Source organism: Shinella sp. HZN7 (genome assembly GCF_001652565.1).
Taxonomy (GTDB): Bacteria; Pseudomonadota; Alphaproteobacteria; order Rhizobiales; family Rhizobiaceae; genus Shinella; species Shinella granuli.
In genome coordinates this window covers 2,653,668-2,668,569 of the sequence record NZ_CP015736.1, presented here as the reverse complement: position 1 = coordinate 2,668,569, position 14,902 = coordinate 2,653,668, and the positions used below count along the sequence as shown (strand labels likewise).

The following is a 14,902-nucleotide window of genomic DNA, read 5'->3' as shown; positions in this document are numbered from 1 at the left end:
GCCGTCTCATGTCGCCACACGATCCCGCTGCAACGCGCCAAGCATCGCGGCGATAAACAGCAGCACCACGGACGTCCACAGACCGCTTTCGAGGTTCTGCATCACATCGTTGACGAAGCCGATAGCGACCGGCCCGAGCATCTGGCCGATCCCGAAGACGACGGTGAGAATGCCGATGGCAGACGCCCATTCCGCTTGCAGGAAGTTGCGTCTCACGAAGGCGGTCGTTGCAGCCACCACCGCGAAAAATGCGCTGCCGAACAATGCCGCCGATGCGAGCAGCATGGGCACTGTATTCGATATGAGCGGTAGCATGGCCCCGATGGCGGTGATGCCGGTCAGGACTGCAAAGGCGTGCCCGTGCAGGAACCGCTTGAGGATCACCGTCCACAGCCACGGCGAGGCCATCGTCGCCAGTCCGATAATCGCCCAAAATACAGCCTGGAAACCGACCCTGCCGCCGCTGCCTTGAACCCAGGCGATCATGAAAGTCATGTAGGCGATATAGCCCGCGCCGAAGAACAGATAGCCGCAGAGAAGCCAGCGCATATCCGCATAACGCGGACTCGTCTGCGCAGATGGCGGCGCGGCGGTGTTCTCGCCTCGCGCCAGATGCAAACCCACAGCCAGCGGCAGCGAAAGGACCGCAAGCGCAGCCCATGCCGTGCCCCACGATCCCGCGCCGAACCATTCGAGGGTGAACGGAACCGCGACGCCTGACAGCAGAATGCCAAGGCCCGGTCCCGCATAGAACAGGCCGAGCAGGAAAGCCGCCCGTTCCGGGTTGCGCTGCGCCACGCCGGCAGCCAACACGCCGCCCGACACGAAGGCGAAGCCGCCGCCAAGTCCGGCCAGCACCCTGGCGGCGTTGAGCGGTATGGCGTGACGGAACAGGGCGCAGAGCATAAGCGCCACGACGCAGGCCCATGCGCCGGCCACCATGACACGATATGCGCCTACCGACGCGATTGCCCGCGCGGCGACCAAAGCGCCGAGCAAATAGCCGGCGGCATTGGTGGTGTTCATCCAGCCCGCATCCGCATAGGACCAGCCAAGATCGGCGCGCATGTCGGGCAGGACCAGCGCATAGGCGAAGCGGGCAACGCCGAGGCCGATTGCAGGCGCGAGCGCCAGTGCCGCAACAACCGCAATATCGCGGCGGGCGTGCTCCGGTTCAGGGCTGGTCAGTCTGTCGGTGCGGTCGCGTCGGGGCTGGGGCAAAAGGTTCCAGAGGGAGTGAACGGCGCAGGCAAATGCGAGGCGCATCGCTACGTTTCGGCTCCGGTGCGCACGACGGCGATGATGGTCGATCAGCTCGGGCGTAATGGTCGGATGCGTCATTGCAATCTGAGTCCATTTTTCATACTCAGACTATCCGCTCTGGGTATGAAAATCAAACTCTGTTATGCTGATCACATGACCGACCACGCCTCCAAGATCGTTTCCGCCTGCCATGCCCCGGTGCCGCTTGCAGAATGCGCGCTCGCGCGGGCCATCCGCGCCATCGGCGACGGCTGGACGCTGCTGATTCTTCGCGAGGCGTTGTGCGGGGTAGAGCGGTTCGACGCGATGCACGACGATCTCGGCATTCCGCGCTCGGTGCTCGCAGAACGGCTGTCAAAGCTGGTCGTGGAAGGCATCCTCGAACAGCGACCCTACCGGGAGCCGGGCCGGCGGCAACGCAACGGCTATGGGCTGACGGAGAAAGGCCGCGCGCTCACGCCGGCGCTGGTCGCCTTGCGCGAATGGTCGGAAGCCCATCTGCCCGGTGGCCCCTCGCGATTGCGCCTGCAAACCCAGGACGGCCAAGAGGTCGCCACCCGCCTCATGCGTGCCGATGGTTCAGTGCTGGCTGACCCCACCGAGATCGTCGCAGTAGCCACGCCGGAATAGCTGCGCGATTTACCAATTGATGCGGAGGAAGATCTCCCCGCGCCGCTTAATGACAGGCGCTGGCGTCTCCCTGATCCACAGCAAGCATCTGCCGCGCTGGTTCATCGCCTCGCGCATCTGCCGGCCAAAGTCGGTCGGTGCAATATCGTCCGTCTTGCCGGAGGGTTAACTGCCGGTCGAACTACATCGCCATTCCCGTATCGAGCAGGAAAAATTAGGCTCTGGCTAGAAGCAATTTTGCCGCTGCCGCTCATGGTCGCGTCTCGGCCGAAGCTGCCGAAAATCGCACGTTCGGCGGCCATGGTGCCGGCCGAAAACCAGCAACGCCAAGGCTTTACGCGAAATCGCGGCACTAAGAGGGTAAAAAATGGGGTACCGCTCGCGCACCACCTAAACAGTGTGCAGACAAAGATAATTTCCAGAACATGGGCGGCATAGTGCCATGTTCTTTTATCTTGCCCTCCGAAAAACTCGCCCCCTTTCGCCCAAAACGCCAATTCCCGGTTTTGCACTGAACGCGCCGATCTCCTGTATGAACGCTGCAAAGAAATCCGCCACCGAACGCCCACAACGACGACCGCCGGCCTGCAAGATAGCTGCTGGAATGCGCCCTTGGAATGATGGCCTGGTGGCATTCGACACATCGAAATTGGCGATGCGACATACGGTCAACGATGGTGGAAATCACGTCAACGTGCCGTTGAGATGCAACGGACATGCAGTCGGCTGACCGCCAAGCTGCTACGGAGACAGTGCTTGGTTGGTGTCAGATTTTAAAGCAACGAAGGGAGGGGGTGAATTAGCCCCCGAAAGGCCCGGACATGCTCCCCCACTTAGCTAAGTGGGTAGGAGTAATGTTGGTAATATGACTGGTAGCAATTTTAAGATGGAAGTTCTCTCCGGGCCGGAACGTCGGCGGCGCTGGAGCACGGCAGAGAAGCTGGCGATCATTCAAGAGACCTACGAGGCGGACGCAACGGTGAGCATCGTCGCGCGTCGGCACGGCATCCAGCCGAACCAGTTGTTCGCCTGGCGCAAGCTGGCATCCCAGGGAGCACTGACGGCGACGGCCGCCGAAGAGGAGGTCGTTCCGGCATCCGAATACCGGGCGCTTCAGGCCCAGGTTAAGGAGTTGCAACGCCTGCTGGGCAAGAAGACGATGGAGAGCGAAATCCTCAAGGAAGCCCTCGAAATCGCCGGTGGCCCAAAAAAACGGATGTTGCGCTCGATCTCTCTGCCGAGAGGGATTTTGGAATGAAGACCATCTGCGAAACCTTGGGTGTCGCCCGCTCGAATATCGCTGCGCGTGCCACGGGTTCCCCTTCCAGAGCCAGAGGACGGCCGCCACTCCCGGATCGGGAGCTGGTGGAAGAAATCAGGGCCGTCATTGCCGACATGCCCACCTACGGCTATCGGCGGGTCCATGCCATCCTGCGCCGGAATGCCCGGAAAGACGGGCGTTCGTGGCCCAACGCCAAGCGCGTCTATCGGGTCATGAAGCTGCACAACCTGCTTCTGGTGCGCCACACCGGAGCGGTCGATGATCGCCGCCACGATGGTCAGGTCGCTGTCGAACGCTCCAACATCCGATGGTGCTCGGACGGCTTCGAGATCGGCTGCGACAACAAGGAGAAGGTCCGTGTCGCCTTCGCCCTCGACTGCTGCGACCGTGAGGCAATCGCCCATGTCGCCACCACGGAGGGCATCAAGAGCCAGGACGTGCAGGACCTCGTGATCACCGCCGTCGAGAACCGCTTCGGTCGCATCAACATGTTGTCCGAGCCCATCGAATGGCTCACCGACAACGGTTCGTGCTTCGTCGCCAGGGATACCGCATCCTTGCTCCGCGACATCGGCATGGAGCCGTGCACGACGCCCGTGCGCAGCCCGCAATCGAACGGCATGGCCGAGGCCTTCGTCAAAACCTTCAAGCGCGACTACGTCGCGGTGAACCCCACCCCGGATGCCGAAACCGTCATCGCGCAACTGCCGCTCTGGTTCGAGCACTACAACAATCTTCACCCGCACAGTGCTTTAGGATATCAATCACCGCGCGAGTTCATCAGCTCGCAATCTCAAACCTGAGCATGTCCGGTCTTTTGGGGGCAACTCCAGGGGGAACGCTCGGCAGTTGTTCAATATGCGATAGGAAATGCGATGTGAACGCATATCTGTGCCGAAGAAAAGTTTGAACCGAGGATTCTTATGCCGGTCGATGAAACAGCCATTCGTCAATGGGCAGATCGCCACGAGTGCAGAAGGAATTTGCCGCTCCTTGTCCGTCGGCTGATACGCGAGACTACGCCATCTCTGTCATCGCTGCGCTTTCCAGGCAACGAAGCCATCGATCTACCAGGTCTTGATGGTCAGTGCGAAGCCGAACATGCGACAGCTTGGGTCCCGCAGGGACGAAGCGTTTGGGAAATGGGATGCAACCAAGAGCCGCGCGGTAAGGCAGACGGCGATTATAAGAAACGAACTGCGGAAACTTCTCAGGATGAGCTAGAGGAAAGCAGTTTTGTTTTTGTTACCCCCAGACGCTGGAACACGAAAGATGAATGGCTAGAGGAACGCCGCCGGGAAGGTTTTTGGTCGGCAGTTCATGCCTACGATGCTATCGATCTCGAAACTTGGCTCGAAGAAGCACCTGCAACATCTCGCTGGCTGGGTGAACTCCTTGGAATAGCCAGCCCAGGCTTGTTGACGCCTCAAGAGTGGTGGCGAAAGTGGTCAACGGCCTCCGTACCACCGATATCTATGCGCCTAGTCGCCACTCGGAGGTATAACGAAACCAACACGCTCCTAAAAAAGCTCAGAGACGGCGACCACGTCGTACCAGTCCAAGCCGACGATCGAAGTGAAGCGATCGCATTTGTTGTCGCAGCTCTAATCGAAGCAGATGCGCTTGATCTGCTCGACCGTACATTGGTCGTGACCTCCGGCGGAGTAAAAATCCCGACAGCTGGTGCTTCCCGTTTGATCGCAATAGCAGATGTTCCGGAAGGGCAGGAATCCGATTTCGGGGACAGGCGTAATGTCACAATTGTTAGGGCATATTCTAGAGGTCGCGTGGACGTTCAGGACTCCGTGCAGCTTTCTCATGTGCCGTCCCAAACCTTTCGTTCTGAGCTTGAGGCTATGGGGCTGGCGGAAGATGAGGCAGAGATTCTTGCCCGCAAGACGGGACATTCCGTTCCTGTGCTGAGGCGCCAACTCTCCCCTGATCCCGAAGTGCGGCGCCCAGTGTGGGCCCGCGATAGGGTATCAGCCAAACAGCTTCTCCCTTTCGCTCCGGCAGGGTCTTGGGTTGAACGGGAGCACTTCCATGACGACACAGTCCTCCAGCTTCTCGGTGAGTTCGCCGATGGCGAAACAGAACGCGTTCGAGATGCCTTGCTAACGCTCGACGACGCGCCGATCGCGAAATATGGCAACGTCAATGTTGTTGTTTCTCAACTTGATGCTCTCTTCGCTATAGGGCCTTATATCGAGCGAACCGATTTGGATCGTTTCTTTCAGCTCGTGCCCGAATTGCTCGGCGAACGGGATCCGGCCTTGGATCTACCCCAAGATCAATGGTGGATGGCAAATGTTCTGGGTAAAGGACGCAGCTATTCCGGGGCGCTTCTATCAGGGCTTGGCGATACTCTGTGTATTTTAGCGATCCATGGGGCGGAAATTTGCGGGAATAGGCTGCAAATAGATTTAGCGTACCGCGCCAGTCAGGTCGTGCGTGCCCTTATGCAGAATGCCAATGAGGAGCGCTGGCTTTCAATTCGGGGGCATTTGCGAACGCTTGCGGAAGCTTCGCCAAATACGTTTCTTGATTGCTTGGAAGAAGAACTTCGACGGCCTGAACCGGCTATCCACGCAATCATGGGAACGACAGGAGGACAAAGCAGCGGAGAGTGCCTTCGCACCAATCTGCTTTGGGCCCTTGAACTGCTAGCTTGGCATCCGATGTAGATAGCGTCCGTCAAGATGGTGTAATTTCGGGTGTGGCCCCGGGCTGTCATGATCAGGCGGCTCTGGGTGTAATCTGAAGTGTGGTTTCCTCCTCGATTGTTGGTGGATTTATCTCGGCCATCGCCTCGACCTGCATGTATCGGCTGAGGAGTTGCCATTCGTCGTTGGCTTCGAGCAGGACCGCGCCGATGAGGCGGACGATGCTGTCCTCGTTGGGGAAGATGCCGACGACATCGGCGCGACGCTTCACTTCCTTGTTCAGCCGCTCCAGCGGGTTGGTGGAATGCAATTTGGTACGGTGCTGCGCCGGGAAGGCCATGTAGGCCAACACATCGGCCTCGGCATTGTCCATGAAGGTGCCGAGCTTGGGCCATCTGGCGCGGAGTTGGTCGGCGACATGCCGCCATGTCTGCACGGCGCTGTCGTGGTCGGGCTGGATGAAAGCCTGCCGGATCGCGGCGGCGACCATGGTGTGCTGGCCCTTGGGAACGTAGGCAAGCGCGTTGCGCATCGCATGAACGCGGCACCTCTGCCATGTCGCGCTGAGGATGCGGGTGATGGCGGCCTTCAGCCCCTCATGAGCGTCGGAGATGACCAGCTTGACGCCGGTGAGACCCCGGCGCACCAGATCGCGCAGGAAGCTCGTCCAGAACGGCTCGGCTTCGGAAGGGCCGATGTGCAGGCCGACGATCTCCCTCTTTCCGTCCGTATTGACGGCCACCGCGATTATCGCCGCCACCGAGACGATGCGCCCGCCCTCGCGCACCTTCAGATAGGTCGCGTCGAGCCAGAGATAAGGCCAGTCGCCCGAAAGCGGGCGCTTGAGGAAGGCGTTCACCCGCTCATCGATGTCCTTGCAGAGCTTGGAAACGGAGGATTTGGAAATCCCCGTCATGCCCATCGCCTGCACCAGCTCATCGACCTTGCGCGTCGAAACGCCGTTGATCCATGCCTCCTGGATCACGGCCACCAGTGCCTTCTCCACCATCTTCCTCGGCTCCAGAAAGCCGGGGAAATAGGCCCCTTGCCGCATCTTCGGTATCTTCAGGTTCAGCGTGCCGAGCCGGGTGTCGAGCGAGCGGTCGCGGTAGCCGTTGCGCCAGGTCTGGCGGCCATCGCCCCGCTCATAGCGGCCAGCGCCGATCAGGCCGTCCACGTCGGCCTCCATGATCAGTTGCAGCACGCTTTCGGCAATGGCCCGCAGAAAATCGCTGTCGCCACTCTTCGCGGCAAGCTCGGCAAGGGGTAATCTATCGTCGGTCATCGGAGTTCCTTTCGGCAGGTTGAAGTCGAACAACTCCACCTTATCCGACAGGCCCGGTGACCACCCGGCGCTCGGCAAAAGCGGCAGCGCATTCTCCACCGCAATTTCCACTCAATGCGCCCCCGAAATTACACCACGAACGTGGACGCTACCTCCGATGTATTTCTCGCGCGCTGCTGGAATTGTGTTTGACCTTCAGCGGTTTGACATAAAGGATAATTGGTCGAATTCCCCTATATCCACCGCGCGCTCACTGTTTCGCGCCTGGCTCCCGGCAACTTCACTAAGCGTTCCGGAGCGAATGCGTGTGTTGCGGAACTTGGCTAAACAGTTCCGAAGCGCGGCAATTAATGTCTGCATCTCGCTGCTTCCGGACGAAGGCCAAGGCTTCGCCATAAAGCCCGCAAGACCTCAGTGGCGCGCGCTGGAGCAGGAAGTGCCTGTCCCGACGAACATTGACGTGCGGGATGCCGCGATTGAAGCCAGTCGCCTTTTGCTAGATTTGGCTCCCTTCAACAAGGCCGAACTGGAAAAACTGCTGGAAATCGCGCCTCGCTTGCACCCGGACGATTTGAGCCGCTTGGTTGGGGAGATTGAGCGGTGGGTAGTGGATGCTGAGGAGGAAGAGAAGGCAGAACTCCGCCACGATTTCCGTCGTCGTGAGGTAATGCGTGCCTACCAAGACGGTAAAGACGGAGACGAGTTGGTCGTTTCCCTTCGTAGGATAGAAACTGCACTGGAGCCGGTAACTGCGACCGCCCGCCATCGCTGGCTGTTCGAAAGCGCATACGTCGAATGGCGATCGCTTGTTGAAGATGAGGGAGAAGGCCGCCTATCGTGGCAGGAGCGGGAAGCTCGTGTGCGACAGAAGCGTGAAGAGGCCATCACGGAAATTCGAGAGGAGTTGGGAGAGGACCAAGTCTTCGAGTTTAGCCTTAACGTCAAGCAGCCCGATCTCGTTGCCCAGATGTTGGTGCCGCCAGACGCTTCTCCTGAGATTGGAGCCAAATGGATTGCTCGCGCTCTTGAACATCAACCAACCGAAGCGGCCAACACTTTCCTTCGACAGGTACTTTGGACAGCGGGATGGAACGACCTTCGGGCCGTCCTTTCTATTCTTCGCAAGAATGGCACTTTGAAGAATGCCGCCATTCAGCATCGGCTCGCTGAGCATCTTCCTGGCCGCACCCCAGGTTGGACAACTGCTGAAGAGCTAGGGAATGACATCGCTGCCACCTATTGGAGCACCGTGTCGATCAGAATATGGGACGACACACCATTGGAAGAAATCGAATATGCCATAGGAACGCTGCTTGATGCGCAGCGTCCGCGTTCAGCCTTTGCTGCCACCGGCCTATGGCCAAATAGACTATCTCCGGGGCAATGGGAGCGGATTCTTCAAGCCATTGCATACGGTCAAGAGCCCGATGGAGTGCTGCCATCTGCGTATCAATTGGACGAAGTTCTCAAGCTCCTAGATGAAGCTGACAGCATCTCCGATGAGCGAATTGCAACGCTAGGTCCTGTTGACAAAGTGGATTCCCAAATCAGCAGAAGCGTGATTCAAGACTGCTTTTTAGGAGGCAGTTTTGGCTCGCGGCGACCTGACAGATATGGAATGGCGGATCATCGAGGGGTTGTTGCCCACCGAACGCGGCAGGAAGTCCCGACCGTCGCACGATAATCGGCAATATCTGAACGGTATGCTGCATGTCCTTCGGGTCGGATGCCCGTGGCGCGACATGCATGAGCGATACGGAAAGTGGAATTCGGTCTATGTGCGCTTCCGCCGTTGGGCCGAACAAGGCGTTTGGGACGCCCTGCTTGAGACCCTCGTCGAACTGGGGCTGACGGATGACTGGCAGCACATGATCGACAGCACCACTGTTCGCGGCCATTCGCAGGCGGCGGGCGCAAAAGGGGGACTTATCAGGAGGCTTTTGGTCGATCACGCGGCGGCTTTACGACGAAAATCCACGCCCGAGCAGACGGTCAGGGCCGCCCTCTTGGCTTCGTCCTGACAGGCGGCGAGGCTTCGGACTACAACGCCGTTCCTGACTTGCTGGCGATACCGGTCGGCAAGCCGAGGTTGTTCCTCGCCGACAAAGGCTACGACGGTGACTTCCTGCGTGAAGAACTCCTGATCCACGGTATCAGGCCGGTCATTCCGCCAAAAACCAACCGAAAGAACCCGCCTGCCTGCGACTTTCGGGTTTACAAAGATCGAAACCGCATCGAGCGGATGTTCAACCGTCTCAAGCAGTTCCGGCGCGTCGCGACCCGATACGACAAGACACGAAAATCCTTCTCGGCATTCCTCGCCCTGGCAGCCGCAAAGATATGGCTGCCATACTTTGTCAACAGGACCTAGAACTCCCCTTCGTTCCGCTTCTTTGCAGCTATGGGCATCGCCACCATAAAAGAACCCTTGCGATGCATAGGGAACTGGCCCGCGATCCATCTCTGTTTGTCCAACTGCTTTGTTGGCACTACCGTCGTAGAGACGGAAGAGACGATCCAGGGCAGCAGGAGGTGCCGCCAGAGCGCCAGAAGTTCCTAGCCGAACTTGCATATCATGCGCTTGCGGCGTGGAACAAACTTCCCGGACTGAGCAAAGATGGGGATGTTATTGAGAAGGATTTCATAGCGTGGGCTGAAGAGGCCATGCGACAAGCAACTGCAGCAGATCGCAAAGAAGTGGCCGAAACACATTTCGGCGCTCTCTTAGCACGCTTTGCGCGCCGTCGTCCTTGGGAGGACTGGCTGCCGCTAACGATACTGGATTTCTTGGATCGCGCTGAAAACGGCGGGCTTCGCGAGAAGTTTGATCTGGGCGTTCGGAATGCGCGTGGTGTTACGACTCGCGGGCCATATGACGGCGGAGAGCAGGAGCGAAAACTAGCGGGGCGATATCGCGAACTTGCTGCACGATACGGGAACTCTCATCCGCGTGTTTCAGTACAGCTCATCTCGATTGCCAAAGGCTACGAATGGGACGCTCGCCGCGAGGACGAGCGGGCGGCGGTAGGAGAGCGTTGGCATCCATAAATGAGGCTTCAAATCTCCACCTCCAACAAATGTCTATCTCGGTCAAAACCTGCCCGAGCATGACGGAGGAGAGGCTGGAGGCCTTTGGTCTAGCGGGCGGTTCGGAGACTTGGCCCAGGACAGGCCGGAACCCTAAGCGGCAGCCTCCGACCTAGTGGATGTCCCGCGACAGGGGCGGGCCCAGCCGGAATTCCGTGAATTCCGCCTCGAAGCCCTCGCGCTGCGGCGAGCAGGCCATCAGGCCGACCGAAAGGTCCGAAAGCTCCGGCGGGAAATAGGCAAGGCGCGCCATGCGCCATTCGGTCATGGCATCCGTCTTGTACTGAATGAAAAGTGCGTCGGCGTTGCGCGTCACGCGCACGGACATCGCCTTGAAGTCGTGATCGATGCGGAAGGCGGACCAGTCGGAATGGCCGCGCGTCACCACCACGCTGAAATGTTTCGCGCCATCGGTAAACTCGATGCCGCATTTCATCCAGGTCGTCTCGTCGTGGCGGATCATCAGGCCGGCCTGGTCGTAGAGCGTCTCGTAGCGGCCGGAAAAGGCCGTCTCCAGCGTGAAGTCGCCGGTCCAGGGGCGGTGCAGGAAATGGCCGCTGTCCGGCTGGAAGCCGTAGTAGGTGCGCTGCCAGAAATCGCTCTCAAGACCGGTGCGGACGTGGAGGCGGCCGTCGCGGATCGCGCTTTCGGCCGGCGGGTTGAGCCAGGTCAGGCCGTCGAAAGTGGATATGCTCATAGGCTTGGCTCTTCTCGGTTCCTGTTCTTACCGCATTGTTCGGCGCTGAAGCGGCGTCACCTCCGCTGGAAATGCCCTATGCGGGAATGCGGATCGTCGCGCGAAGGCCGCCCATCGGGCTGTCCGACAGCGTGACATTGCCGCCGTGGCTGCGGGCGATGTCGCGGGCGATGGCAAGGCCGAGGCCGGTGCCCGATGCATCGAGATTGCGCGCCTCGTCGAGCCGGAAGAAGGGCTTGAAGACATCGTCGCGCGAGCGTTCGGGAATGCCGGGGCCGTCGTCGTCGACGGTGATGGTCAGCCATTTGGAGCGGTGGCGCGCCTCGACATGCACGGTCTTGGCATAGCGCATGGAATTGGAGACGAGGTTTCCGACGAGGCGGCTGAAGGCGTTCGGCCGCACCATGACCTCGTCCTCGCCGTCGATCTCGCTGGAGAAGGCGCGTTCGTGCAACTCCGCTTCCATGGCGAACTTGTCGAAGAGGTCGGTGAGCCGCAGCCGGCCGACGTCCTCCTCCACGTCGCCGCGCGCGAAGGAGAGGTATCCTTCGAGCATGGTCTGCATGTCCGCAACATCCTTGTTGAGGCCCTGCAGGTCGGGATTGTCGCCGGCAAGCGCGAGCTGCAGCTTGAAGCGGGTGAGGATGGTACGCAGGTCGTGGCTGACGCCGGTCAGCATGGCCGTGCGCTGCTCCATCTGCCGCTCGATGCGCTCGCGCATGAGGATGAAGGCAAGGCCGGCGCGGCGCACCTCGTCCGCTCCGCGCGGCGCGAAGTCCTCGGGCATCTTCTGGCCCTTGCCGAAGCTCTCCGCCGCCTGCGCCAGCGCCAGGATCGGCCGGATCTGGCCGCGCAGGAAGAGGATCGAGATGGTGATCAGCACCAGCGAGGTGCCGACCATCCAGAGCAGGAAGATATGCGTGTTCGAGGCATAGGCCTGGTTGCGCCGCGCATAGACGCGCAGGATCTTGTTGTCGAGCAGGATGCGGATTTCGACGAGGTTGCTTTCGCCGACCGTATCGATCCAGAACGGACGGCGGATCTGCCGCACGATTTCCTCGCTCAGGATCTCGTCGAGGATGTTGAAGAAGGGCTTGCTGCGCGGGGCGGGCAGTTCCGTGCCCGGCTCGATGGCGATGTTGAGCTCCAGCCGCTCGCGCGCGATGCGCGTGATCTCGGAATAGTTGGCATCCTGCGGATAGGTGTCGATGAGATCGATGATGGCGGCGATGTCGCGGGTGACGGCCGTCGAAAGGCGCTGGGTGACGAGCTGCCAGTGGCGCTCCATGAAGACGAAGGCGACGACCGACTGGAGCAGCACCATCGGGATGATGATGATGAGCAGCGAGCGGGCATAGAGACCCGTCGGCATCTGCCGGCGCAGCCAGCGGGCAAGGCGCTTCCAGCCGGCCACCGGCGCGCGCTCGATATCCCGCTTGAAGGTCTCGAACGTGGTCATGGGAGCGGATTTTCCGCGAAGGTGCAGCCGCGATTGTGCGAGTCGCGCCAAGACCTTGCCGCAAGACCTTCATGCGGATGCGCACGGAAACCCGTGTTGAACCTCTGCTTGAATTGCACCTGGCAGCGCACGGTCAGCCTTGCTCCACGCTCAATCGATAGCCGATGCCGCGTACGGTCTGCAGCCACACCGGGTTGGACGGGTCGTCCTCGATCTTACGCCTCAAGCGATTGATCTGCACGTCGATTGTGCGTTCCCCCACTTCTGTTTCTTCGCCGATCAGCTCGTGGCGCGGAATGGTCTCGCCGGCGCGCAGCGAGAAGAGCAGCATGATCTCCTGCTCGCGGTCGGTGAGGCGGATGGCGTCGCTGCCGCGCTTCAGTTCCTTGCGCACGATGGAGAAGGTGTAGGGCCCGAACATGACCTGTTCGATCTTCGGCGTCACCGGCGCGGCGTTGCGCTTCAGGATGTTGTTGATGCGCAGCACCAGTTCGCGCGGCTCGAAGGGCTTGGAGAGATAGTCGTCGGCGCCGGCCTCCAGGCCCTCGATGCGGGCCTTCGATTCGGCGAGCGCCGTCAGCATCAGGATCGGCACGGGGCGGATTTCGCGCAGGCTCTTCGTCAGCGACAGGCCGCTCTCGCCCGGCATCATCACGTCCATGATGATGAGGTCGAAGTCGAGCCCGCGCAGCTTGCGCCGCGCCTCGTCCGCATCGCCGGCCACGGTGACGCGAAAACCCTCGCCCATCAGGTAGCGGTTGAGGAGATCGCGGATGCGGGTGTCGTCGTCGACGACGAGGAGATGGGATGCGTCGTCGGAGGGCGTGCCGGCAGCGGTCATCGTCTGTCCTGCCTTTTCTGCTTGTCAGTCGTTCATTCGCTCTTGGTGTTCTGCATGCCGGTGAGGAACTGGATCACCACCTGGCGCTCGTCCGCGCTCATCGCCTCAAATGCACGGGCGATGCGGCGGGATTGCGGCTCGGCGAGCGCCAGTGCCAGCTCCCGTCCGGCCCGCGTCGGATAGAGCTTGCGCTGGCGGCGGTCCTCGGGGCCGGCCACCTGCTGGATATAGCCGGAATCGATGAGCTGCTTCAAGACGCGCGCCAGGCTCTGCTTGGTGATCTTCAACGTGTCGAGCAGGTCGGCGACCGTCATGCCGGGCTCGCGGTTGACGAAGTGCACGACCCGGTGATGGGCGCGGCCGAAGCCGCTCTTTTCCAGGATCGCGTCGGGATCGGAAATGAAGTCGCGATAGGCGAAGAAGAAGCCCTCGATGATCTCGAAATCGATGCGGCCGTCGCCCGTCATGGCGTCGTGGTGCAGCTCGCTCACGCCGTTCCTGTCCGGCATCTGTCGCGCCACGTTGTCATTTCCTTTCATGCCTTGCCGTCCCCGCGTAATTTATAGCAAGATATGTCAGCTTTGTTGACATATTTTTCCACCCTTGTTAGGGTCCCGCGCAATGTGCGGTTCCCGGGCGCCGAAGAAATCCGGTGTTTTTCCGATCCCCAATCCGGATTACGATCGTGGTTGGATACTCCAGGCCCGTTTCTGGTTAGACCGTAACAGGCGAAACAATCAACTTGAAAGAATGGCGCGGACGCGCCGGAGGATGAGACGATGGCAGTTCCTTTCGATCAACTGGATGGGCAAATCTGGTTCAACGGCGAATTCGTCGACTGGAAGGACGCGAAGATCCACGTGCTGACGCACGGCCTGCACTATGCGAGCGCCGTGTTCGAAGGCGAGCGTGCCTATGGCGGGCGCATCTTCAAGCTGACCGAGCATAACCAGCGCCTGCACACGTCCGCCGAGATTCTCGGCTTCAAGATCCCCTATTCCGTGGAAGAGCTGGACGCGGCGAGCATCGAGCTCCTGAAGCGCCAGGGCTTTTCCGAAGCCTATGTGCGGCCGATCGCCTGGCGCGGCTCGGAGATGATGGGCGTTTCGGCGCAGAACAACCGCATCAACGTTGCCATCGCCATCTGGCAATGGGGCAGCTATTTCAACCCGGCCGAGAAGCTGAAGGGCATCCGCCTCGACATCGCCGAGTACCGCCGTCCCGACCCGAAGACCGCGCCCTCGAAGTCGAAGGCTGCCGGCCTCTACATGATCTGCACGATCTCCAAGCACGCCGCCGAAGCCAAGGGCTATGCGGATGCGATGATGCTCGACTATCGCGGCCGGGTGGCGGAAGCCACGGGCGCCAACATCTTCTTCGTCAAGGACGGCGTCATCCATACGCCGGTGCCGGACTGCTTCCTCGACGGCATCACGCGCCGCACGGTCATCGAGCTTGCCAAGCGCCGCGGTTATGAGGTGGTCGAGCGGGCGATCCTGCCCGAAGAGCTGTCGGACTTCTCCGAATGCTTCCTGACGGGCTCGGCGGCGGAAGTGACGCCGGTCTCGGAAATCGGCCCCTACCGCTTCACGCCGGGCACGATCTGCGAAACGCTGATGAACGACTACATGAAGGAAGTTTACCCCGTCGCCGCCGCTGCGGAGTGAGCGGCAAATCCGGGTGATGAACCGGGCG

General features: G+C 60.4%; 13 protein-coding genes and 1 pseudogene. 8 read left to right on the top strand and 6 right to left on the bottom strand.

The genetic code is table 11. The annotated features are described in order from the left end of the window. Nucleotides 1-6: 6 nt before the first annotated feature. A complete protein-coding gene (locus shn_RS12820) occupies nt 7-1,341 on the bottom strand; it encodes a YbfB/YjiJ family MFS transporter (RefSeq protein WP_245337288.1) in 1,335 nt (444 codons plus the stop codon). 75 nt (nt 1,342-1,416) lie between these two features. Between shn_RS12820 and shn_RS12815 the strand changes: the two genes are divergently transcribed. The 4 genes from shn_RS12815 to shn_RS35005 all read left to right on the top strand — a co-directional run bounded on the left by shn_RS12815 (nt 1,417) and on the right by shn_RS35005 (nt 5,859). After that, nucleotides 1,417-1,893, top strand: coding sequence for a helix-turn-helix domain-containing protein (locus shn_RS12815; RefSeq protein WP_064330745.1), 477 nt, complete (start codon nt 1,417-1,419; stop codon nt 1,891-1,893). A gap of 442 nt (nt 1,894-2,335) precedes the next feature. Continuing rightward, complete coding sequence (locus shn_RS35815; RefSeq protein WP_145925918.1) at nt 2,336-2,623, top strand: hypothetical protein; 288 nt, start codon at nt 2,336-2,338, stop codon at nt 2,621-2,623. 135 nt (nt 2,624-2,758) lie between these two features. Next, nucleotides 2,759-3,978 (top strand): IS3 family transposase gene (locus shn_RS12805; protein ID WP_145925869.1). Its coding sequence is split into 2 segments (ribosomal slippage): nt 2,759-3,095 and nt 3,095-3,978, totalling 1,221 coding nucleotides; the frame shifts between segments, so codons are not numbered across the junction. Nucleotides 3,979-4,098: 120 nt separating this feature from the next. Then, a complete protein-coding gene (locus shn_RS35005; RefSeq protein WP_206362173.1) occupies nt 4,099-5,859 on the top strand; it encodes a hypothetical protein in 1,761 nt (586 codons plus the stop codon). Nucleotides 5,860-5,911: 52 nt separating this feature from the next. Here shn_RS35005 and shn_RS12800 read toward each other — a convergent pair whose 3' ends face one another. Further along, the gene (locus shn_RS12800; RefSeq protein ID WP_064332381.1) at nt 5,912-7,123 is read right to left on the bottom strand and encodes an IS256 family transposase; all 1,212 of its coding nucleotides are present in this window, start codon (nt 7,121-7,123) and stop codon (nt 5,912-5,914) included. A 19-nt stretch (nt 7,124-7,142) separates the two neighbouring features. Here shn_RS12800 and shn_RS35810 point away from each other — a divergent pair, with 19 nt between their 5' ends. The 3 genes and pseudogenes from shn_RS35810 (at nt 7,143) to shn_RS35800 (ending at nt 10,171) form a co-directional block, all read left to right on the top strand. Continuing rightward, nucleotides 7,143-8,807 (top strand): hypothetical protein, encoded by a 1,665-nt coding sequence (locus shn_RS35810; RefSeq protein WP_145925917.1) that lies wholly within the window; start codon nt 7,143-7,145, stop codon nt 8,805-8,807. Further along, nucleotides 8,737-9,494: pseudogene (locus shn_RS35805) on the top strand (IS5 family transposase). The gene shn_RS35810 and the pseudogene shn_RS35805 overlap by 71 nt, the downstream one beginning before the upstream one ends. 62 nt (nt 9,495-9,556) lie before the next feature. Further along, nucleotides 9,557-10,171, top strand: a complete 615-nt coding sequence (locus tag shn_RS35800) for a hypothetical protein (protein ID WP_145925916.1) — start codon at nt 9,557-9,559, stop codon at nt 10,169-10,171. Nucleotides 10,172-10,322: 151 nt separating this feature from the next. On the opposite strand, the gene shn_RS12775 is transcribed toward shn_RS35800, so the two are convergent. The 4 genes from shn_RS12775 to shn_RS12760 form a co-directional block, all read right to left on the bottom strand. Then, complete coding sequence (locus tag shn_RS12775) at nt 10,323-10,907, bottom strand: DUF1349 domain-containing protein (protein ID WP_064330742.1); 585 nt, start codon at nt 10,905-10,907, stop codon at nt 10,323-10,325. Between the two features lie 76 nt (nt 10,908-10,983). After that, a complete protein-coding gene (locus shn_RS12770) occupies nt 10,984-12,366 on the bottom strand; it encodes an ATP-binding protein (RefSeq protein ID WP_064330741.1) in 1,383 nt (460 codons plus the stop codon). Nucleotides 12,367-12,499: 133 nt separating this feature from the next. Next, the gene (locus shn_RS12765; protein WP_064330740.1) at nt 12,500-13,207 is read right to left on the bottom strand and encodes a response regulator; all 708 of its coding nucleotides are present in this window, start codon (nt 13,205-13,207) and stop codon (nt 12,500-12,502) included. Nucleotides 13,208-13,239: 32 nt separating this feature from the next. Then, nucleotides 13,240-13,716: a MarR family winged helix-turn-helix transcriptional regulator gene (locus shn_RS12760; protein ID WP_245337409.1), complete on the bottom strand. Its 477-nt coding sequence runs from the start codon at nt 13,714-13,716 to the stop codon at nt 13,240-13,242. 270 nt (nt 13,717-13,986) lie between these two features. Between shn_RS12760 and shn_RS12755 the strand changes: the two genes are divergently transcribed. After that, nucleotides 13,987-14,874 (top strand): branched-chain amino acid aminotransferase, encoded by an 888-nt coding sequence (locus tag shn_RS12755; RefSeq protein ID WP_064330739.1) that lies wholly within the window; start codon nt 13,987-13,989, stop codon nt 14,872-14,874. Nucleotides 14,875-14,902: the final 28 nt, after the last annotated feature.